At 41.4% G+C, this 20,715-nt stretch carries 20 protein-coding genes and 2 riboswitches; of the genes, 17 read left to right on the plus strand and 3 right to left on the minus strand.

Annotated features, from left to right (window positions below):
* The first annotated feature begins 159 nt into the window (after positions 1-159).
* Positions 160-356, plus strand: a riboswitch (cyclic di-AMP (ydaO/yuaA leader).
* Between the two features lie 131 nt (positions 357-487).
* Positions 488-671, plus strand: a riboswitch (cyclic di-AMP (ydaO/yuaA leader).
* Between the two features lie 123 nt (positions 672-794).
* From AC1D69_RS09345 to AC1D69_RS09375, 7 genes are all read left to right on the plus strand, one after another.
* Entirely contained in the window at positions 795-1,190 is a 396-nt protein-coding gene (locus AC1D69_RS09345) for a hypothetical protein (protein WP_495455873.1), read from the plus strand.
* Positions 1,191-1,342: 152 nt separating this feature from the next.
* Positions 1,343-1,420 (plus strand): K(+)-transporting ATPase subunit F, encoded by a 78-nt coding sequence (kdpF, locus tag AC1D69_RS09350; protein WP_495456063.1) that lies wholly within the window; start codon positions 1,343-1,345, stop codon positions 1,418-1,420.
* Positions 1,421-1,466: 46 nt separating this feature from the next.
* A complete protein-coding gene (gene kdpA, locus AC1D69_RS09355; protein ID WP_495455874.1) occupies positions 1,467-3,146 on the plus strand; it encodes a potassium-transporting ATPase subunit KdpA in 1,680 nt (559 codons plus the stop codon).
* Positions 3,147-3,163: 17 nt separating this feature from the next.
* Entirely contained in the window at positions 3,164-5,194 is a 2,031-nt protein-coding gene (kdpB, locus tag AC1D69_RS09360; protein ID WP_495455875.1) for a potassium-transporting ATPase subunit KdpB, read from the plus strand.
* Between the two features lie 67 nt (positions 5,195-5,261).
* Positions 5,262-5,858 carry a potassium-transporting ATPase subunit KdpC gene (kdpC, locus tag AC1D69_RS09365; RefSeq protein ID WP_495455876.1) on the plus strand — a complete coding sequence of 199 codons (597 nt, stop codon included), beginning with the start codon at positions 5,262-5,264 and terminating at the stop codon, positions 5,856-5,858.
* Between the two features lie 108 nt (positions 5,859-5,966).
* Positions 5,967-8,282, plus strand: a complete 2,316-nt coding sequence (locus AC1D69_RS09370) for a histidine kinase (RefSeq protein WP_495455877.1) — start codon at positions 5,967-5,969, stop codon at positions 8,280-8,282.
* Positions 8,283-8,476: 194 nt separating this feature from the next.
* Positions 8,477-8,662, plus strand: a complete 186-nt coding sequence (locus AC1D69_RS09375) for a hypothetical protein (protein WP_495455878.1) — start codon at positions 8,477-8,479, stop codon at positions 8,660-8,662.
* 364 nt (positions 8,663-9,026) lie between these two features.
* Here the strand turns inward: AC1D69_RS09375 and AC1D69_RS09380 are convergent, their stop codons facing one another.
* A complete protein-coding gene (locus AC1D69_RS09380; protein ID WP_495455879.1) occupies positions 9,027-9,233 on the minus strand; it encodes a DUF1657 domain-containing protein in 207 nt (68 codons plus the stop codon).
* Positions 9,234-9,422: 189 nt separating this feature from the next.
* On the opposite strand from AC1D69_RS09380, the gene AC1D69_RS09385 reads away from it, so the two are divergent.
* Genes AC1D69_RS09385 through spoVAE form a run of 4 tightly spaced genes read left to right on the plus strand, consistent with a single transcriptional unit; the run spans position 9,423 to position 12,157 of the window.
* Positions 9,423-10,283, plus strand: coding sequence for a DUF421 domain-containing protein (locus AC1D69_RS09385; RefSeq protein ID WP_495455880.1), 861 nt, complete (start codon positions 9,423-9,425; stop codon positions 10,281-10,283).
* Between the two features lie 26 nt (positions 10,284-10,309).
* Positions 10,310-10,789: a stage V sporulation protein AC gene (gene spoVAC, locus AC1D69_RS09390; RefSeq protein WP_495455881.1), complete on the plus strand. Its 480-nt coding sequence runs from the start codon at positions 10,310-10,312 to the stop codon at positions 10,787-10,789.
* A gap of 1 nt (position 10,790) precedes the next feature.
* Entirely contained in the window at positions 10,791-11,810 is a 1,020-nt protein-coding gene (spoVAD, locus tag AC1D69_RS09395) for a stage V sporulation protein AD (protein WP_495455882.1), read from the plus strand.
* Positions 11,807-12,157, plus strand: a complete 351-nt coding sequence (gene spoVAE, locus AC1D69_RS09400) for a stage V sporulation protein AE (RefSeq protein ID WP_495455883.1) — start codon at positions 11,807-11,809, stop codon at positions 12,155-12,157. Before spoVAD ends, spoVAE begins: the two co-directional genes overlap by 4 nt.
* A gap of 109 nt (positions 12,158-12,266) precedes the next feature.
* Here the strand turns inward: spoVAE and AC1D69_RS09405 are convergent, their stop codons facing one another.
* Positions 12,267-12,848 carry a YitT family protein gene (locus tag AC1D69_RS09405; protein ID WP_495455884.1) on the minus strand — a complete coding sequence of 194 codons (582 nt, stop codon included), beginning with the start codon at positions 12,846-12,848 and terminating at the stop codon, positions 12,267-12,269.
* 317 nt (positions 12,849-13,165) lie between these two features.
* On the opposite strand from AC1D69_RS09405, the gene AC1D69_RS09410 reads away from it, so the two are divergent.
* The gene (locus AC1D69_RS09410) at positions 13,166-13,981 is read left to right on the plus strand and encodes a squalene/phytoene synthase family protein (protein WP_495455885.1); all 816 of its coding nucleotides are present in this window, start codon (positions 13,166-13,168) and stop codon (positions 13,979-13,981) included.
* 24 nt (positions 13,982-14,005) lie between these two features.
* Here the strand turns inward: AC1D69_RS09410 and AC1D69_RS09415 are convergent, their stop codons facing one another.
* A complete protein-coding gene (locus tag AC1D69_RS09415; RefSeq protein WP_495455886.1) occupies positions 14,006-14,344 on the minus strand; it encodes a L,D-transpeptidase in 339 nt (112 codons plus the stop codon).
* 841 nt (positions 14,345-15,185) lie between these two features.
* Here AC1D69_RS09415 and AC1D69_RS09420 point away from each other — a divergent pair.
* The 5 genes from AC1D69_RS09420 to AC1D69_RS09440 are packed head-to-tail and all read left to right on the plus strand — an operon-like array spanning position 15,186 to position 20,658.
* A complete protein-coding gene (locus tag AC1D69_RS09420; RefSeq protein WP_495455887.1) occupies positions 15,186-15,578 on the plus strand; it encodes a NusG domain II-containing protein in 393 nt (130 codons plus the stop codon).
* Positions 15,562-17,007 (plus strand): Gx transporter family protein, encoded by a 1,446-nt coding sequence (locus tag AC1D69_RS09425; protein ID WP_495455888.1) that lies wholly within the window; start codon positions 15,562-15,564, stop codon positions 17,005-17,007. Before AC1D69_RS09420 ends, AC1D69_RS09425 begins: the two co-directional genes overlap by 17 nt.
* Positions 16,983-17,876: an energy-coupling factor transporter ATPase gene (locus AC1D69_RS09430; protein WP_495456064.1), complete on the plus strand. Its 894-nt coding sequence runs from the start codon at positions 16,983-16,985 to the stop codon at positions 17,874-17,876. Before AC1D69_RS09425 ends, AC1D69_RS09430 begins: the two co-directional genes overlap by 25 nt.
* A complete protein-coding gene (locus tag AC1D69_RS09435; RefSeq protein WP_495455889.1) occupies positions 17,866-18,696 on the plus strand; it encodes an energy-coupling factor transporter transmembrane component T family protein in 831 nt (276 codons plus the stop codon). Before AC1D69_RS09430 ends, AC1D69_RS09435 begins: the two co-directional genes overlap by 11 nt.
* A 33-nt stretch (positions 18,697-18,729) precedes the next feature.
* The gene (locus AC1D69_RS09440; protein ID WP_495455890.1) at positions 18,730-20,658 is read left to right on the plus strand and encodes a peptidase U32 family protein; all 1,929 of its coding nucleotides are present in this window, start codon (positions 18,730-18,732) and stop codon (positions 20,656-20,658) included.
* The last annotated feature ends 57 nt before the right edge of the window (positions 20,659-20,715 follow it).

Here is a 20,715-nt window from a genome sequence, read left to right on the forward strand (position 1 = left end):
GAGAGCATGAATGAGCAAGGAGTTGATTGTTATTTTTGTAATCGTTACCATCAACCTAGATGCTTCTTATTTCCTTCTAGGTGGGGTTCAAGTCACCTTTACACTCATTTGGAGCGGGTGTATGATTCATAACGAAATATAAATTGTTATTATTTTCAATTCATAATTTCGCTGAATTTCCACTCTATCGTGGGAAGCGGGGGAACCAAATGTAGTCAACTTTTTTCGGTGTGAGAGTCGAAATTAGATGCTACAGGGGTGAATCCTGGTCAAGGCATTTCATGTCTTTACTAGGTAGAGCGACTCTCACCGCTCGAATCCGACAGCTAACCTCGTAAGCTTAAGTCTGAGAGAGGAATGATGAAGCTTGTGATCGCAACTACCGATCATAGGGTACGTATGTTACTCTGTGATTTTTAAATGTGATGGATTGTCAATCAAGTGTGGTAGGAAACGATAATCCGTTATATAAAAGTAATTTGATCCATTGTCTTGAACGCTGAATTCTGTGTAATTCAGAAACGGGGGAACCAATCGGAGATGTCTGCTGCGTAAACGCCGGATATTTCCATGGGGTGAATTTTTCGGTTATGTATCGACATGCCGAGAATAGGGCGACTCTCTCGCCCGAATCCGACAGCTAACTTCGTAAGCGTGCAGGGAGAGGCAGCAAACCGCCTTCTGGCTGGTTCATGACTTTATTTTGTCATGGAATCCTAAAGAAGCTCTGGGAAAGCTACTTTTTCGCTGAGCTTCTTTTTTGTTGTCTTTAAACGTATAGGAGGACCTGATTAATGGAAGATGGAGTCACCTTGGTTATCGCTCCTAATGAGGACGGGCGGAAATTTGTAAACCAATTAATTTATAGTAAAAAGTCATTTGCGGTACTGACGAATAGCCGTACGGAAGAACTGGATTATCTAAAAATGGGTGCAAAACATGTGGTTCGTATTGATACAAGTATGACTAGAAAGTGGATTGTCCCGCAGGTAGCGGTAGGTAGAATCTATATTTTTGAAAGTAGTCTTAACTTAAGTTGTCGCTATCTCCAGATCTGTCGCCCATGGACGACACATGAGATTTACATTATCACTCGATATTCTAGCCCACGTGGAGTTTACAGAGGGATGGGTGCAAACCATGTCATCTATACGAAGAATGGGGACGTTGGATTTCTACTCGATAAATAGCATGAAGATGAATCATCAAAAAATCTACATGAGAGGGGCATTCCCATAATGATGGATGTCTATATGATCATCACGTTAGTAGTTGGATTTGGATTATTGTTATTGTTCACGCATTGGTGCGGAACGTTGGTAGATAGAGGGGGCGGGGAACAATGATCGTTATACTTGCATTGACCTTAGTCATCTTCATTTACCTGATCTATGCATTAATCAATCCAGAGAGATTCTAGTTAACATACCAATTAAGAATTCATCCCTATAAGGAGGATATAAAGTATGGACTTACTGCAAATAGGAATTGTGATTGTCGTACTACTGTTGCTGGTGAAGCCACTGGGTACCTATATGTTTCATGTATTCTCCAATGAACCCAACCGAACGGATAAGATTTTTGGTTCAACGGAAAATGTGATCTACAAACTGATCGGATTAAGAAATCGTAATAGTATGAACTGGAAGAAGTATGTACTAAGTTTTATTGCGACGAATGCGGTATTACTAGTAATTAGTTACGTACTCCTACGTCTTCAAGGATCACTACCAGGGAATCCGAGTGGGAACGAGAATATGGAGGCTTCCCTCGCCTTTAATACGATCATCAGTTTTATGACAAATACCAATCTGCAGCATTATAGCGGCGAGAGTGGTGTGACGTATTTAACACAAATGGCGTTTGTTACGATGATGATGTTTACTTCGGCAGCGTCAGGCTTATCGATTGCGATTGCCTTTATTCGCGGAATTACTCGACGTGGTGAAGGATTAGGTAACTTTTTTCAAGATTTCACCAAAGCCATTATTCGTATCTTCTTACCTCTAGCATTTATCGTTACGATCGTATTAGTCGGTTTAAAAGTACCCCAAACGTTCGATCCAACGGCTGCAGTAACAACGTTTGAAGGTGTGGAACAACAGATAACGATGGGTCCTATCGCTTCATTGGAATCCATTAAACATCTCGGAACGAATGGTGGTGGATTCTTTGGGGCCAACTCGGCACATCCATTTGAGAACCCAAGTCCATTAACCAATGTTATTGAAATATTAAGTATGTGGATGCTTGCTGCTGCACTACCTTATACGTTTGGGCTATTTGCGAAAAACAAGAAGCAAGGATGGGTCATATTCTCAAGCATGATGATTCTATTCTTAATATTCCTTACGCTTAGTTATACGTCAGAGAAAGCTGGGAACCCGGTAATCAATACGTTAGGTATTGAATCTTCTCAAGGAAGTATGGAAGGAAAAGAGGTTCGATTCGGTATTGCACAATCCACACTCTTCTCTACTGTCACGACGGCTGCGACAACGGGATCCGTCAACAATATGCATGATACATTAACACCTCTTGGAGGAATGGCAGCACTTGGTGAAATGATGCTGAATGTCGTCTTTGGAGGTAAAGGTGTCGGGCTGGTTAACATGTTGATGTACGCCATACTAGGTGTCTTTATTTGCGGACTTATGGTTGGACGAACGCCTGAGTTCTTAGGACGCAAGATTGAAGCCAGGGAAATGAAGTTAATTGCACTCGTTATTCTGGTACATCCATTTATTATCTTAGTGCCTACGGCGCTCTCATTTATAACATCGATGGGTTTTGATTCATTAAGTAATCCGGGATTCCATGGTTTAACCCAGTCCTTATATGAATACACTTCATCCGCTGCCAACAACGGATCTGGTTTCGAAGGACTAGGAGATAATACGGTATTCTGGAACGTTTCAACAGGACTGGTCATGTTCTTTGGTCGTTACATGTCGATCATCGCGATGCTTGCGGTGGCAGGTTCGCTTAGTGCTAAGAAACCTGTTGCTGAAACAATCGGTACATTCCGTACAGATAACAAGCTATTTATTGGAATATTGATCGGTGTTGTCTTATTGATCGGTGCGTTAACGTTTCTTCCGGTCATTGTTTTAGGCCCTGTGGCCGAATTTTTAACACTCCATTAGAATGAGGTGCTTGAACGATGAATGATAAACGCAAGAGCATGTTCGATGGTGAAATAGCCAAACATGCTGTTAAAGAAAGCTTTATTAAATTGAACCCGATATTTATGATGAAGAACCCCGTGATGTTTGTTGTTGAGATGGGAACGTTTGTAGTACTTATGATGATTCTATTCCCAACCTATTTCGGAACGAATGATCAGATGGGGTTTAATATTACGGTGTTCTTGATATTGTTATTTACGGTCTTGTTCGCTAACTTTGCTGAATCATTAGCAGAAGGGCGGGGGAAGGCGCAAGCTGACTCTTTGAAGAGAAGTAAGCAGGAGATCAAAGCTAATAAACGCGTAGGATCCGAGATTAAAGTAGTTAATTCTACGGAGTTGCGTAAAGGTGATATCATCATTGTCACAAGTGGTGAGATGATTCCGGGAGATGGCGAAGTCATTGAAGGATTGGCATCCGTCGATGAATCGGCCATTACCGGTGAGTCTGCTCCCGTGATCAAAGAAGCTGGGGGAGATTTCAACTCCGTTACTGGTGGAACTCGGGTAGTCAGTGATGAGATCACAGTGCGTATTACGGCGGATCCGGGCGAGTCTTTTATCGATAAGATGATCTCACTCGTAGAGGGTGCACAGAGACAGAAGACTCCTAATGAAATAGCACTGAATACATTACTTACTTGCTTGACGTTAATATTCCTAATCGTAGTGGTTACCTTGGCTCCTATAGCCAAATATTTCGATATTGATCTTCCGATTCCAGTTCTGATCTCATTGTTAGTGTGTCTAATACCAACAACCATTGGTGGGTTATTATCCGCTATTGGTATTGCAGGTATGGACCGTGTGACGCAATTCAACGTGTTGGCGATGTCCGGGAAAGCCGTTGAGGCCTCGGGTGATATCAACACGATGATTCTTGATAAGACAGGAACGATCACATTCGGTAATCGGATGGCAAGTGAATTTATCCCTGTAGGTAAAATGACTAAGAAAGAGTTGGGTTATTGGGCAGCCATAAGTTCCTTGAAGGATGAGACACCTGAAGGAAGATCTGTTCTTGAACTTATGAGGAAACTTGATTATTCCATAGAGGATCAGCTTGCAGTAGGTGGCGAATTCATTGAATTCACAGCACAGACACGTATGAGCGGTATCGATCTTAAAGATGGACGCCATGTACGTAAAGGAGCCGTTGACTCTGTAAGACAATGGGTTCAATCCCAAGGGGGACTTGTTCCTGCAGATTTAGAGGATAAGGCGAATGTGATTGCTTCTGATGGAGGTACGCCTCTTGCAGTTGCAGTCGACGGCGTTATCTATGGATTGATTTATTTAAAAGATACAGTAAAACCAGGTATGAAAGAGCGGTTCGACCAGTTGAGACAGATGGGGATCAAGACCATCATGTGTACGGGTGATAATCCCTTGACTGCAGCAACCATTGCTCGTGAAGCAGGCGTTGATAGCTTCATTGCGGAAAGTACGCCAGAAGATAAGATTGAAGTTATTCGTCGTGAACAAAGCGAAGGTAAACTGGTTGCCATGACAGGTGATGGTACCAATGATGCACCGGCACTCGCTCAAGCTGATGTGGGCTTAGCCATGAATAGCGGAACGTCAGCTGCGAAGGAAGCAGCTAATATGGTCGATTTGGACTCCGATCCTTCCAAGATCATTGAGGTAGTTGCGATCGGTAAACAGTTATTGATGACACGAGGTGCACTAACGACCTTTAGTATTGCGAATGACGTAGCCAAATATTTTGCTATTATCCCAGCCATGTTTATGGTCGCTATTCCAGAGATGAATGTGCTTAACGTGATGAGTTTAGGGTCACCGCTCTCGGCAATACTCTCAGCACTCATCTTTAATGCTGTGATTATTCCCCTGCTCATTCCGCTTGCCATGAAAGGTGTCAAATACAAACCTATGGGTGCGAGTAAGTTACTCAGTCGGAATTTACTTATCTATGGCGTGGGTGGGGTTATTGCTCCCTTTCTCGGGATTAAAGTGATTGACCTAATTGTACACTTGTGGATTTAAGTGCGAAGGAATAAGATGGCATGCGTTATGTGCCGTAGACTATAATAGGGAAAGGCAGGAAATACCAATGAATAATGTAGAGTCATCCAATAAAAGTTCAGTGATAGGAGTTGCCGCACGCATCAGTATCGTGATGATTGTGATTTGCGGTTTAATATATCCATTGGTTAGTACCGGGATAGCCCAGTTCATTTTCCCACAACAAGCGAATGGAAGTATGGTGAAAGATGGGGAGGGTAAGGTCGTAGGTTCAGAGCTGATAGGACAGACCTTTACTAATCCTGCATTCTTCCAAGGGCGTGTTTCAAGTATTGAGAATAATGGAGCAGGTTCTGGATCCATGAACTATGCGCCCTCTAACCCAGATTTGGTGAAACGGATCCAAGAATCCATGGTTGCGTGGGAAGCAGCTAATCCTGATGTCCCTTTAGAGAAGTTGCCCATTGATCTAGTAACGAACTCTGGTTCAGGATTAGATCCAGATATTTCACCAGCCTCAGCTACAGCCCAGATTCCACGAATCAGCAATTTAACGGGATTAGATCAGGCTGAACTACAGAAGTTAGTGAACAACCATACCAAAGAACGTGACTTAGGCGTATTCGGGGATCCAAGAGTCAACGTATTACTGCTGAACCTCGCTTTAGGAGAAATGATAAAATAAAAAAAATGCGATCCATTCACTCACAAAAAGCCAAGGCATTTCGGATTTAATCCGCTTGTTTTTGGCTTCTTTTTTAATTCTTGACGTCTAGCAAAGGATGGAAGAACGATGGAAACTTTCAAAAGAAAAACGCCTGAAGAAATACTCATGTCGATTTACAAGTTGCATCGAGGACGATTAAAGATTCTCATCGGAGCTGTAAGTGGTTCAGGAAAGACATATCATATGCTCAGAGAAGGGCAACTTCTTAAGGAGCAAGGAATCGATGTCGTGATCTGTGCCGTTACCACATCTCAGCGGTCTGAAACGGTGGAACAACTTGCCGATTTGGAACGTGTGCCCAGTATTCATTGGACTAAGAATGGGATGGAACAGAAGGATTTGAATGTAGATATGCTGTTGGAGAGGAATCCAGAAGTTGTTCTTGTAGATGCCATTGCTCACCGAAATAGACCGGGTGCACCCTTTCACACAAGGCTTGAAGATATTCAATTTTTGCTCAGCCGTGGGATAAGTGTCATCACCACAGTTAACATATATGATCTAGAAGGTGTTAGGGAAGTCGCTAGTCGAATGACGGGTGTTGAAGTGGATGAAACAGTCCCTGCCAATACGCTTGCGTTAGCGGATGAAGTTCGACTTATTGATGTGACACCAGAAACGTTATTGAGCCGTATTGCCACGGGGAAACTGCAGTTAAGCCGAGCAGAGACAGATACTGTTTTTAAAAGAGGAAATTTAGCGATATTACGTGAATTGGCACTACGACATGTTGCTGAAGGTGTTAATGATTCCTTGGAGAAGCATAATGAGGAGATGGGGAACTACGGTCCGACAGGCGTAACCGAGAAAATTCTTGTGTCCGCACAATATCATTGGAACAGTTCCATTTATGTTCGGCGTGGTCAGCAAATTGCGAAAAGACTAAATGGGGATCTGTGTGTGATCACCTTTAGGAATCCCCACAAAAAAATGAGCAGAGAAGCGGAGACATTTAAACGTTCACTCGTGAAATTAGTTAAAAAGGTAAATGGTGAATTTGAGGAACTTTCTTTTAGCTCTAGACGGTCGCTACCTAACGTATTAGTTAAATATGCTATGGAACATCGAGCGACACGAATTGTGTTGGGTCATTCGAAGCAAACACGTTGGCAGGAATTCTGGCAAGGGTCAATTATCCATGACATCTTAAAAAAGATACAGAACATAGATGTATTTGTTATTGCTGACCGTGCAGAACATGAGGGAGAACGTATTATACCCACAAAAGTAGAAGGTCCAAGAGCAAGCTCGATGTATCGGCGCTTGAGCTCTGAAGAGGTAGATAAGCAGATTGAAAGAATCAGAAGAGGACAATTCAAGGTATATATTGGAGCCGCACCAGGTGTAGGTAAAACCTATACGATGCTTCGAGAGGGAAATGATCTACAACGTATAGGGACGAATGTGTTGATCGGACTTTTAGAAACACATGGTCGAAAAGAAACTGCAGCGCAGGTAGGCGCACTTGGAACGATTCCGAGAGCAGTCATAGATTATCGTGGCGCAAGGCTAGAAGAGATGGATACCAAAGAAATTATTAGGCAGGCACCTGATGTGATCTTGGTTGATGAATTAGCACATACCAATGTTCCTGGGAGTAAGAATAAAAAGAGGTATGAAGATGTTATTGAAATTCTGAATGCAGGTATCTCTGTGATTACGACCATGAATGTGCAACATTTAGAAAGTCTTAATGATGCCGTTGCGCAAATAACAGGCGTCCGTGTTAGAGAAACTGTACCTGATCACATCTTAAGGTTAGCTGATGAAGTTCAATTAATAGATGTAGCACCTCAGTCGTTGCAACAGAGATTAAGAGATGGGAAAGTGTATGCACTCAATAAGGTGGAACAATCGTTAGGTCACTTCTTTAAGACAGGTAATTTAATAGCATTGCGTGAGCTGGCTCTAAGAGAAATTGCAGACGATGTAGACGAACGATTGGAAGCTTGGGAGCGAACAAGTTCTTTAAGAGGACCTTGGCGGAGACAAGAAGTGATATATGTATGTGTAGAATTAACAGCTCATGCGGAAAGTTTAATACGAAGGGGATTCCGAATCGCGCATCGCCTCAAAGCAATCTGGTATGTGACATATGTTCAGCTTGAGAAATCAGGATGTACGGAACAAGATAGGTTACGGATGGGGACGTTAAAAAAGTTAACAGAACAGTTGGGTGGTCAGTTTAACATACAACACGCGAGATGTCGTAGTGACATTGCAAAGGTGCTTATTACTCAAGCCAATGAGCATACGGCCACCCAAATTATTGTGGGTCAGTCCAAGCTTCCGCTATTTGAAGTATTATGGAAAGGATCTGTTGTGAAACGACTACTCCGTGCAGGGCGGCATGTAGATGTACTTGTTGTTGCGAGATTCTAAACTTTATAGATACTAGCAAATATATTAAAATATGCTCCTATTAAACAATAATAGGGGGAAGAAGGAGACATGCTCCTTCTTCCAAAGAATATAAGTTCTACGAACTAACAGTCTCTGTGATGACGACGACGTCTTTTTGCTTCAACTAGTACCTTTTGGCCTGGTCTAAGAACGATAACATCAACGCGTCTGTCATGTCTTTCGTGTCTTTCGTGTCTGTCGTGTCTGTGGTGTCTACGGTGTTTACAGTGTTTGCGGTGCTTACGGTGTTTATCACATTTATCACACATGGAGTTTCACCTCCTTTTCTAGTACAATATATTAATCATTTTGTTATCAGGTGTGGGTTTCTAGAGAAAATGGGGAGATGGATTAGCTGACCGGACCTGGTTTTACAATGTTCGATTTTAAGGGATTAACAGAAGTCTCTTCTGTGACGGCGACGGCTCTTTCTAGTTGCTACAACCAAAACCTTTCTGCCTGGTCTAATGCGAATAACAATCGTTCTTTTGTGGTCTTCCCGGTGTCTATTGCTCATGGAATATCACCTCTCTTTCTAGTCTCACTATATTAATCAATCGATGTTCTAGTGTGGGTTTATCATAAAAATGAGAATTCTGCCCTTTTTAGGCTTGATAGGAAACTATTTTCTCTATCCGAAAACATAAAAAACCACCGATTATCTAAGCCTGAAGTGGCTATGATGATCGGTGGTTTTTTGATGATTATTTATAAATTTAAATTTTAGAATCCTTTGTATTGAGGTTCTTCGTTCTCTAACTGTTGTACACGAGATTCTACTTGTTGAACGATCTGTTGAGCTTGTTCTGCGGCATTTGTAAATGTTGTTTTGGCTTCTTGATTCTGTGTTTCTAGAGCGAATTGTTCAAGATTGGCTTGAGCACCTTTTAATGATGCTAGGCATGTTTTTACTTGAGAAGCAACGGTCATCTGTTTCACCTCCTTAATTATTTGGAGTCTGATAAGGAAGTAACGAAAGATATCTTATCCTATTTTTGATAAACCCATACATCAAATGTGGAACAAGAAATAAAGCCGACGCTGGTTAAAACAATAAGTTAGAGGACATCTTATGTGTAATCACTTTAAAAAAAACGAACAGGAAAGAGGTATACCAATATGCAGGATTGGTTAGTTGTTGCTCTACGTACCATCTTAACTATTGTTGTTCTTTTCTTTTTGACCAAACTTCTCGGTAAAAGGCAAGTATCCCAGCTGTCCTTATTTGAGTACATAACGGGTATTACGATCGGAAGCCTAGCAGCAACGATTCCTATTGAAATGGATGGTACTTGGCATTTAGGTCTCATATCGTTAGTCGTATGGGTGTTATGTTCCTTAATAATTGAATTCTCAACAATAAAGAGTAAAAAGGCGAGAAATCTCCTAGATGGTAAATCCACCATTCTCATTAAAGACGGAAAGATACTCGAGGAAAATCTGAAAAAAGAGCGACTTACGACAGATGAACTAATGGAACAGCTAAGAAGTAAAAATGTATTTAGAGTTGCAGATGTGGAATTTGCTCTGATGGAGTCCAGTGGTGAAGTTAATGTGCTGTTAACCAAAGAAAATCAACCTCTAACCTCAAGCCATCTGGGTATACAAGTCGCGCCAGAGCAAGAACCACAAGCTGTCATCATGGATGGAGAGATTATGGATGAACCCTTAGCTACCATTGGCTTGAACCGAAGATGGTTAAATACAGAGTTGGAGAAAATAGGGGTTGCGATCGAGAACGTCTTCCTTGGTCAGGTTGATTCATATGGGCAATTATTTGTTGATCTGTTCGATGATCAGATTATTGTTCCGAAACCCCAGAATAAAGCGGCGTTATTTGCAACATTGAAGAAATGCCAAGCTGATCTAGAAATGTTCAGTTTGTCGACGGATAATCAAGAAGGAAAGCAAATGTATGAGGAATGCTCAAAAAACTTGGATCAAATCATTAAAGACGTTAGACCTTCGCTTACTCGTTAATTTGAAAAAGGATGGAGGCCATGCTCATGGCAAATAACAAGAAGAAAAATTTAACCCCCACACAACAAGAATATCAGGAACTAGCCAAGCGAAATGAACCGCCAAGACCTGTTCTCAAAAATTGTCTTCGGGCTTTTATCGCGGGTGGCATACTGTGCTTAATAGGACAAGCGGTTCAAGAAATGTTTGTTCATTGGGCTGGATTTACGGAAAAGACAGCTGCCGACCCAACGGTTGCCGTCATGATCCTAATCTCTGTTATTTTGACCAGTTTTGGAGTATACGATAAATTGGCTCAATGGTCAGGAGCGGGTACGGCCGTCCCAGTTACTGGATTTGCAAACTCCATGGCTTCCGCGGCAATCGAGCACCGAAGTGAAGGCATTGTGCTAGGTATAGGTGGACAAATGTTTAAAATTGCTGGTCCAGTCATTGTGTTCGGTACCGTTGCCGCTTTTATCGTTGGTATACTGACGTGGATATTTCAAGGTGGAGGAGGTTCATGACATGTTAAAGGGACATCAAAGTTGGGTGTTTGAGAATAAGCCGGTGATTCTTGGAAAGGCAACGGTTGTAGGACCTTTCGAAGGAAGAGGGCCGCTAGCCGAGGACTTTGACATTATCCATGGAGATTCCATGTTGGAAGAGAAAAGTTGGGAGAAGGCCGAGAAGGTATTGATTGAAGAGGCGTCTAAACTTGCGATAGAAAATGCAGGGCTGACAAAAGAACAGGTCCAGTTCTATGTTGGTGGGGACCTCATGAACCAGATCATTAGTAGCAGCTTCGCGGCACGCACCTTATCTATCCCGTATCTTGGTGTATTTGGTGCTTGTTCGACTTCTATGGAGAGTTTGGCTCTCGCTTCCATGATCGTCAATTCCGGATCTGCTCATTATGCATTAGCAGGTACTTGTAGTCATAATGCAAGCGTGGAGAAACAATTTCGCTACCCAACGGAGTATGGATCACAGAAACCACCAACCGCTCAATATACCGTAACTGGAGCAGGTGCAGCCATAGTGTCAGATAAAGGGGAAGGGCCCGTTGTAACCTCAGCTACGATCGGAAGAGTTATCGATATGGGGATCACGGATCCATTTAATATGGGTGCGGCTATGGCTCCAGCTGCTGTTGATACTATAGAGGCTCATTTTCGTGATTTAGAAATTCAGCCCAGTTATTACGATTTAATCGTAACAGGAGACCTATCGAAGATTGGATACGAAATTGCTTGTGAATTGTTGAAGAAGCATAACATTCCGATGCAACAAACCGAATACAGCGACTGCGGAATGATGATATATGACTATGACACACAGATGGTGCAATCAGGTGCAAGTGGATGTGGATGTTCTGCCGTCGTGACCTATGGTCATTTACTTAATCGCATGCAACGTGGGGAACTTAATCGAATTCTTGTTGTTGCAACGGGGGCTCTTTTATCCCCACTTAGCTTTCAACAAGGAGAAACGATTCCTTGTATCGCTCATGCCGTATCTATTGAAGCAGGGAGGAACATTTCGTGATATTCTTATGGGCATTTTTAGTTGGTGGAGCTATATGTGTTTTTGGACAAATATGTTTCGATGTATTTAAGCTAGATCCTGCACATACAATGACCTTGCTTGTGGTGATAGGTGCGGCTTTAGATGGTTTAGGGTGGTATGAACCATTGATTGAATTTGCGGGTGCTGGGGCTTCTGTTCCCATTACGAGTTTTGGTAATGCACTAGTGCATGGTGCTATAACTGAATTAAACAAAAATGGATGGATTGGGATTATTACTGGGATCTTTAAAGTAACAAGTGCGGGGATATCATCAGCGATTATATTCTCATTCTTGGCTGCTTTATTTGTGAAGCCCAAGGGATAAACCATTCCTATTAGGCTGTGATTAAGGATGATTCATGTCCTTGGATCACAGCATTTTTTTAAATTATACGGATCCTTTGTAAAAGGGGCATTGCCGGGTCTACTTGTAATTAGTGCTTAAACGTGCAAATACTTGTCGCAAGACCCCCTGAAACAATTGAAATAACCGAGTAGAAGAAGGTTTCCCAAGAAATAAGAAGTCCACCCATTCCGATGATAAGCCCATCAATTAAGAATATAATTACCCCTACGTTCAAATGAACATATTTGGATATTAATTTAGCGAGTAAGTCTGTTCCGCCGGTACTTGTCTCAAATCGCAACATCAAGCCAAGTCCAGTTCCGAGCAGAAATCCACCTAACATAGAGCTCGTAAGGGGTCCTATTTCAATATAATAGAGGAAGTAGTACTGAAAGGGTGCTACTAACTCAATAAAGAGTGATGAGACAAGCATTCCAGTTAAGCTATTATAAAAAATGTCGCGATCTTGCTTCCATGCAACGATGAAGATTGGAATGCTGAACAATAGGATAACTAGTCCGATTCTGTAGGAGAACATGTAATTGATGATTAGTGCTATACCGATGACTCCACCATCTAATACTTTATAGGGGACGAGGTAGAAGTCTGTGCCTATAGCGATAAGTAAACATCCAAATATAATAATCGCGTATTTACGAAATGAATTCATGTTCACAGCTCCCCAAAAAGCTTCCCGATAACTTGTCTAATATATATGCTAGTTATAGCTAATACATGATATGTAGTGGATACCTCTTTTTGGTATGTAGAATTTGAATTAGTACACGGAAGCCGCACTTCTCGGTAGACTTGTCAGAGTACTGTCACGTGGAAATGGTTTACTAGTATTAATTAGGACTATTATAATGTTATTCGTCATGTGCATCTGGGGTAAATGTATTGTATGATAAATAAATCAAATACTAAATATAGATCAAGTGAGTATATTAAAAATGCAACTGAGAAGTTGAGAGAGGAAGTGGAGTTGTGCAAGGGAATGCTGCATTACTTAAAGATGCGAAGAAAGTATTAGGTCAGACTAGCCGGACATTTATTATCCCCATAAGTCATCTAGGATCAGGCCTTCAAGAAGCTGTTACGGCAGGATATCTGAGTATGAGAGCTATTGATGAAATTGAAGATCACGAGACACTTCCTAAGGAAGATAAAATTTTTCTATTACAGTCGATTTCTACTTTATTAAAAGAGAACTATACAAATGAAGATTTCGTATCTTTATTTGAATCGTATAACAATTATTTACCTGAGGTTACTCTGCGAATAACAGATTGGCTCAAGCTAGCGCCCTTGAAGACAGTAGATTTGGTGTGTCATTATACATCGGTTATGGCACAGGGAATGGCTGATTGGGTGGTTAAGAACTGGAATATTCAGAATAAAGAGGATTTAGATGATTATACTTATTATGTTGCGGGATTAGTAGGAATCATGTTGTCTGACTTATGGGCTATGTACGGCGAGAGTAACGTAAACAAAGATCAAAGTGTTGCCTTTGGCCGAGGATTACAACTGGTGAATATTATTAGTAATCGTTCTATAGATTCAGAGCGTGGAGTGAACTTCCATCCACCAGGTTGGAGTTTTGATGAAATGCTTGATTATGCTCGTCAGAACTTGAAGATCGCGGAATCTTATACAAGTCGGATTAAGCTTGACCCCATTTATAATTTCTGCAAAATACCCCTTGCACTAGCCAACGGAACACTAGATGCTATCGTTTCTGGGAAATCTAAACTCAACCGTATTTCTGTACTTAAAATTGTGAGTGGAGCGGTTAGATAATTTATAAGCATGATACAGATGTGTTTAAGGTCGAATAGTTACACGTGTATTTATAGGGACTAAGGAAGACAGAGCAAGGACATCGCTATTGTACATTCGAATACAACCATGGGATACGTCTCTTCCAATGGAGGAAGGATCATCCGTACCATGAATACCATAGTGAGGTTTGGAGAGACCCATCCAAAAGGCACCAAATGGTCCTCCTGGGTTCGGTTGTTTATTTATAATCGTGAATTCACCTGTTGGTGTTCTGGTTAGCATCTTTCCAATGGCTATGGGGAAAGACCTAACAACACGATTAGCATCAAGTAAATATAAATTTCGATCTGAGAGATCTACAATAATTCGATAATTGGGCATATACATGATCACTCCTTTCATTTAAGGATATGTAATCAGGTGTCTGGGTGTGAATAGATAAATGAAGTGCAAAAACGGCTGTGCCATCCTTCAAAGAGGATAGTACAGCCGTTTCTTTTTGAATTGAAAAAGCACCCGAAATATGTATTCAGGGTGCTTTGGCTTGCAGCATGACAAGCTATATATTTAATCCCTGTGAGCCATTTGTGTTACGGCTACAGCTGGTCCCTTTAGCAGTTGGGTTACAGAATAAATGACTTCTAACACAACAAAAGCCCTACCTCTCTTTTGTCCTTACGGCTCCAATGACCGCGCCAGTGTGAATCAGATACGTCTTTAAAAATCTACTTGATTTGGGTTTAATAAAATAGAAATTTCAACTTCATTTGGTGAAGGGTTATTCTAATTGCGAGGAACGCTAGGGGATTAAAATATTTAAACACTTTAAATATCATATCACATATAAGTTCAGATATCAACCTATTTTCGCAACATGGATCATTTCAACAGATTTATAGGTATGTGAATGGTAATGTGATAATCGGTTATACCCACAGATCGGGATAACAGGAGTCATAATAGTACAATTTTGAAGGAATTTAGGAATTTTACTAAATCACCGCTCAATTTGGACATGAATTATATCAAAATTTTCCGGATTCATTTGTGATAAAAATCATGTTTTGAATTAATATTGACGTATTTTAGCTGTAAATTGATCGTTCTATGACAATCGTAAAAAAGTACCAATATTATGTAATTTTCGTTGATGCATTTCCAGAAGATAGGTATAATTAAAGCGTCTAAGATTTAGACAATTAAAATATAAGGGAGTTTAACCATGAAACGCGGAGACCTGCTGATCATTGTTGTTATTGCTGCTGTGGCATTATTTTTTCTGGTTCCCAGATGGTTGCCTGAGAATGAAAGTGAAAAAAATCACAATGAAATCCTTACAGTCGATATTACTTTGAATGGAAAGTTGTATAAAACGGTTGAATTAACTAAAGAGGAACAAATTATCGAGATTAAGTCGATGCGCGGATCCAATGTAATCAAAGTACATGACTATGGAGTTGAAATGTACGATACAGATTGTCCTGATAAAGTATGTCTTACTTTTGGCTTTATTACGAAACCGAAACAGACCATTATTTGTTTGCCTCACCGCGTTATGGTTGAAATCAATGGATTGCAGGATGTAGGAGATGAGCCAGATGCTATTGTCAACTGAACAATCTACACGATTGTTGAAGAAAACAGTTATTATTGCAATCTTTGCTGCCGTAGCCGTTGTTCTAAGTATTGTGGAATCCATTATTCCTGTTAATTTACAAATACCAGGTGCCAAATTAGGGCTTGCGAACATTATGATTCTAACCTGTCTCTATTTCTTACGAGGTCGAGATGCCTTGATGTTAGTAGTATTAAAGACCATTATTACAGCATTTATCTTCGGGACGTTCTCAAGTATGCTGTTCAGCCTATTTGGGTCATTGTTTAGCTTCATCGTGATGTATCTAGTGATGAAATTAGGTCGCAATCAAGTTAGTTTGATTGGTGTGAGTATCATCGGGGGAGTAGGACACAACTTCGGTCAAATCACGGCAGCATCGATTGTCTTCCAAAGCTCTAATATTTATTATTATATGCCATTGCTCTTAGTAACAGGTCTAGTAACGGGTATCCTCGTTGGAATTGCTGTCAAATACTTAGTACCTACTTTAACGAAGTTATCCTTATTTGAAGAGTTTCAGTCACAGGTTAAGGATGCGAGGGACAACAGGCAGCAGCGCGATGAGGAGATACCTCCTGTTCTGGATCCAGGTGAGTATGACTCAGCGATTGAACTTGTCGGAGTTGCTTATACCTATGATAAGGAACATCCAGTGGTCGATAATATATCCGTAAATATTCTACAAGGACAATGGGTGACATTGGTCGGTGCAAATGGTTGTGGTAAGTCAACTCTCGTGAAGCTTGTTAATGGCCTGCTTCCGAAAAGTGCAGGTTCAATTAGGGTGAAGGGCATAGAGTTACAACCCAATACTATAGGGAAGATTAGGCAGACGATCGGCATGGTGTTTCAGAATCCAGACAATCAATTTATTGGAACGACGGTTGAGGATGACATCGTATTTGGTCTTGAGGGACAATGCCTTCCGATAGATGTAATGGAGGATAGAGTTAGGACGTATGCATCTAAACTTGGCATCTCAGATCTACTACATAAGCATCCAAGCGAGTTGTCCGGAGGACAGAAACAGCGAGTAGCGATTGCATCCATTCTGAGCATGGAACCAGAAGTCGTTATTTTTGATGAAGCTTCATCTATGTTGGATGAGAAGACGCGTAATGACCTTCAAGTTATTCTGTCAGACATGCATCAGAGTAGAAAGTACACAATTCTGTCTATTACACATGATGCACAAGAGATTGCAGCTTCAGAGCGAGTCCTCGTGTTACATGAAGGCAAGTTCATTGCGGATCTAACACCAACGGAACTGTTCCAGAATGAAGAACTTCTTGAAATGACTCATCTGACTGCGCCGTTTGCTTATCAGCTTACGAGAGAGTTGCATAAGCATGGTTTGGATATTTCGATTCCCAAATGCGAGAAGGAATTTACGGAGGCACTATGGCCATTACATTTGATCAAGTGAATTATGAGTATGACGCGAACAGCATGTGGAGACAATCAGCGCTTCAAGGGGTAGATTTACAATTGGATTCAGGGATACTGGTAGGTATAGCTGGGGCCACCGGCTCTGGCAAGTCTACATTATTACAGATGTTCAATGGGATATTAAAGCCAACTTCAGGCACAGTTCAGGTACTCGACGTTACGATAAGAGGGGGAGAGAAGGCGCCCAAGCTTCAGCAATTACGCAAAAAAGTCGGACTCGTCTTCCAGTTTCCTGAGCAGCAGTTATTTGAAGATACAGTAGAGAAAGATCTATGTTTCGGACCGATGAACTTCGGGGCTAGCCTAGAGGAAGCTAAAGAACGTGCGCGTACGGCCATGGAGAAGATGGGGTTAGACCTAAGCTTACTTTCTCGTAATCCATTTCAACTTAGCGGTGGACAAATGCGAAAGGTAGCCATTGCATCCGTGTTAGCTATGGATCCTGAAGTGCTGGTGCTTGATGAACCGACGGCAACACTAGATCCAGTAAGTAGGGCAGAATTAATTCAATTATTACATCGTCTATGTCGAGAGGAAGGCAGAACAGTCATTATCGTAACACATCGCATGGATGAGCTCCTTCCTTTTGCTAACCAGTGGATTGTTCTACACGAAGGAAGTACTGTATTTCAAGGTTCGGTTAAATCCTTAGTTGAGCAAGCAGATCAAATGGAAGCTTACGGTATTGCGATTCCACAATCGATACGTTATTGGCGAGCTCTATCCAAGAAATTCGGGTTGAGTAACGAAGAGCCCTGTTTGAGTGCCGAAGCGATGTCTAATCGAATTGCACAAATTGTCAATGCAGAGGAATTCATGGAGAAGAGGGATCATCATGAGCAATAAATTTCTGATCGGTCGAACGATTGATACAGGTTCATGGATACATCGTCTGGATCCTCGTGCAAAGATGGTAGCGATGATGTTGTATGTAGTGATTATTATTATGTCCAATACATGGTTAGAAATGGCTTGTGTCGTTGGATTTTCCTTAGCCATTATTGCGTTAACACGTATTCATATCAAGTATTTCATTCGGGCTGCTAAGCCGTTATGGGTATTAATGCTCTTTATATTTATTGTTCAAATTATAAAAGTAGATGACAAGAATGGTCCCATCCTCTTGAGTATGGGTTCTTGGAATCTTTATGTTGAAGGATTCAAGATTGGATTATTCTCCGTGTTACGAATGGCGTTTCTTGTATCCTTTACAGCCATTCTAACTTTTACAACGACGCCGGGTCGCCTTAATCAAGGGCTAGAGGGGGTTCTGAAGCCACTTAAGCTTATCCGAGTATCGCCGGATCGGTTCACGCTGATGGTCAGTATTGCGCTTCGGTTTATACCCTCAATTCTAGAAGAGACTCAGATTATTATGAAAGCTCAAGCATCTAGGGGAGCCGATGTAAGAGAACTCCCATGGAAAGAGAAGGGAAAGATGCTTGTATCTTTGCTTGTTCCTGTTACGGTGGGGGCTTTTCGAAGGGCAGAGGATCTGGTCCATTCCATGGAATCTCGGGGATTCCGGATGGGAGAGTCCCGAACAAAGTTTCACCGTCTCATCTGGAATAAGAGAGACACAGTATTTATTACCTTTTTTATTGTCATGCTCATGGCTATGGTGTGGATGTCGGGTTATGGAACGGGAGAACTGTGGACGCTTTAAAGAATTCATTACTTCTTGGTGGAGGGGACTATCATGGCACGTTTTTTTAATGGGAAAGAAATCGAACTACTTGCACCTGTCGGTACATTTGAAATTTTTAAGGAAGTAATTCAGGCACCTTGTGATGCTGTTTACCTGGGTGGACCAAGTCTAAATATGCGTATGATGCGCAAAGGATACAATTTCACACTTGAAGAGATTGTTGAAGCAACAGCAATAGCTCATGCATTACATAAAAAAGTCTATGTCACAGTGAATAACTTGCTGAGTGAGGAAGATGTTGAAGAGGCAAAAGAATACCTGCGTTTCCTTGAAGGAGCGCATGTTGATGCATTGATCGTTCAAGACTATGCCGTAATCATGTTGATCCAGGAAATGAATCTTCATCTCAACGTCCATGCCTCAGTCATGATGAATGTCCATAATCTAGAGACGGTTCGCATGTTACAAGAACTTGGTGTGACTCGTGTTGTGACATCTAGAGAAATGGATCTACAGACAGCGCGACATATTTGGACTAAGAGTGGAATGGAATTAGAGTATTTCATTCATGGTGATATGTGTGTTGCTCATGGTGCTAACTGTCATTTTAGTTCTACGGTTTTTGGAATGAGTGGAAGTCGTGGTAAATGTATGAAGCCATGTCGATGGGAGTATCGTGTGAAGAAAGATGGGAATGTCTATCCAGCGGATTATCCCCTTGCGGTGAAAGATATGTATATGTATGAGAACATTCCGGAGCTTATAGAGTCTGGTATTTGTTCGTTCAAAATTGAAGGCCGGATGAGAGATGTCAACTTTATTCTTTTATTGATTAACAGTTATGGAGATGCCATAGATCGATATATTGAAGATCCGGTCGGGTACGATCGTACATTGGATAGTGGCAAATTGTATGAGAGTCGAAAAAGAGACTTCTCCACAGCTTATGCCTTCGGTAAACCAGGATTATCTAATATGAATCGACGGTATGAAGGTACAGGGAAGTTCTATAGTACAGGTAAGGTATTCAGCACACCAACGGCTGAACGTTCAATGACGAAAGCGCGTGTGACTGAGCTACAGGAGCAACTAGCACAAGTGCAACAGACGAATTCATCTTCTTGCCCAGGCTTAAGTGTTCGTGTGAATAATATGGAACAAGCTCGTATGGCGATAGAAGAAGGTGTTGATGATGTATATCTTTCAGGCGATGTGTATTTGCCAGATGTCCCGTTCACGAAGAATAATATGATGGAACTAAGCAGTATAAAAGGTGCAACCAAGCTGTATCTTGGATTGCCTCGGATGATGACGGAGTTACACTTTGAACAGTACAGTGAGTTACTTTCCCGAGATCCATTAGGTATAGATGGACTTGTAGTAACGAATATCGGTGCTATTCATGCATTTGCCGATAAAGGGTATCCGATGGTTGGAGATACCAGCTTGAATATATACAACCACTTAGCAGCTGAGATGTATGCTGATCTAGGCATAGAGAGAATGACAATATCCCCAGAGATGACAGCAGGACATTTCACAGAGTTACTTAAGAGATCTACAGTACCTCTAGAAGCTGTGGTACATGGGTCTCCAACGGTTATGTATATGGAACATGATCTATATGAGAACACGGAGGTACATGAATCTGTAGGAGAAGAAAATAATCGGTATGTCGATAATTCAGTGCTTGTTCTAATGACGGATAAGGGAGAGAACCCAGTGTACCGTGACCAACATGGTCGCAATCATCTCACCTTGGCTAAAGAAATCTGTTACCTACCTATGGTAAAGGAACTAGCGGAGGCAGGCTTATCGCATTTCCGAATTGAAGGTGCTACCTACAGTGTAAGTGAGTTACGTACAATCATATGTGCCTACAAAGCAGCGATTCATGAACAATCTTCTTCAGGCGAGCTGTTTGAACGTCTTAATCCTGTATATGCTGGATATACACTGGGCTCATTGCAATTTAACTGATTGGACGGACAATACGGAATAAATAACACTATTTAATCATCTGCATCAGATGAGAGG

The organism is Paenibacillus sp. Y301 (assembly GCF_059445505.1).

What these genes read in the sequence shown, in the direction of transcription:
- AC1D69_RS09345 (WP_495455873.1), top strand. Translation starts at nt 795, where the DNA reads ATGGAAGATGGAGTCACCTTGGTTATCGCTCCTAATGAGGACGGGCGG.
- kdpF (WP_495456063.1), top strand. Translation starts at nt 1,343, where the DNA reads ATGATCGTTATACTTGCATTGACCTTAGTCATCTTCATTTACCTGATC.
- kdpA (WP_495455874.1), top strand. Translation starts at nt 1,467, where the DNA reads ATGGACTTACTGCAAATAGGAATTGTGATTGTCGTACTACTGTTGCTG.
- kdpB (WP_495455875.1), top strand. Translation starts at nt 3,164, where the DNA reads ATGAATGATAAACGCAAGAGCATGTTCGATGGTGAAATAGCCAAACAT.
- kdpC (WP_495455876.1), top strand. Translation starts at nt 5,262, where the DNA reads ATGAATAATGTAGAGTCATCCAATAAAAGTTCAGTGATAGGAGTTGCC.
- AC1D69_RS09370 (WP_495455877.1), top strand. Translation starts at nt 5,967, where the DNA reads ATGGAAACTTTCAAAAGAAAAACGCCTGAAGAAATACTCATGTCGATT.
- AC1D69_RS09375 (WP_495455878.1), top strand. Translation starts at nt 8,477, where the DNA reads ATGTCTTTCGTGTCTTTCGTGTCTGTCGTGTCTGTGGTGTCTACGGTG.
- AC1D69_RS09380 (WP_495455879.1), bottom strand. Translation starts at nt 9,233, where the DNA reads ATGACCGTTGCTTCTCAAGTAAAAACATGCCTAGCATCATTAAAAGGT.
- AC1D69_RS09385 (WP_495455880.1), top strand. Translation starts at nt 9,423, where the DNA reads ATGCAGGATTGGTTAGTTGTTGCTCTACGTACCATCTTAACTATTGTT.
- spoVAC (WP_495455881.1), top strand. Translation starts at nt 10,310, where the DNA reads ATGGCAAATAACAAGAAGAAAAATTTAACCCCCACACAACAAGAATAT.
- spoVAD (WP_495455882.1), top strand. Translation starts at nt 10,791, where the DNA reads ATGTTAAAGGGACATCAAAGTTGGGTGTTTGAGAATAAGCCGGTGATT.
- AC1D69_RS09405 (WP_495455884.1), bottom strand. Translation starts at nt 12,848, where the DNA reads ATGAATTCATTTCGTAAATACGCGATTATTATATTTGGATGTTTACTT.
- AC1D69_RS09415 (WP_495455886.1), bottom strand. Translation starts at nt 14,344, where the DNA reads ATGCCCAATTATCGAATTATTGTAGATCTCTCAGATCGAAATTTATAT.
- AC1D69_RS09420 (WP_495455887.1), top strand. Translation starts at nt 15,186, where the DNA reads ATGAAACGCGGAGACCTGCTGATCATTGTTGTTATTGCTGCTGTGGCA.
- AC1D69_RS09425 (WP_495455888.1), top strand. Translation starts at nt 15,562, where the DNA reads ATGCTATTGTCAACTGAACAATCTACACGATTGTTGAAGAAAACAGTT.
- AC1D69_RS09430 (WP_495456064.1), top strand. Translation starts at nt 16,983, where the DNA reads ATGGCCATTACATTTGATCAAGTGAATTATGAGTATGACGCGAACAGC.
- AC1D69_RS09435 (WP_495455889.1), top strand. Translation starts at nt 17,866, where the DNA reads ATGAGCAATAAATTTCTGATCGGTCGAACGATTGATACAGGTTCATGG.
- AC1D69_RS09440 (WP_495455890.1), top strand. Translation starts at nt 18,730, where the DNA reads ATGGCACGTTTTTTTAATGGGAAAGAAATCGAACTACTTGCACCTGTC.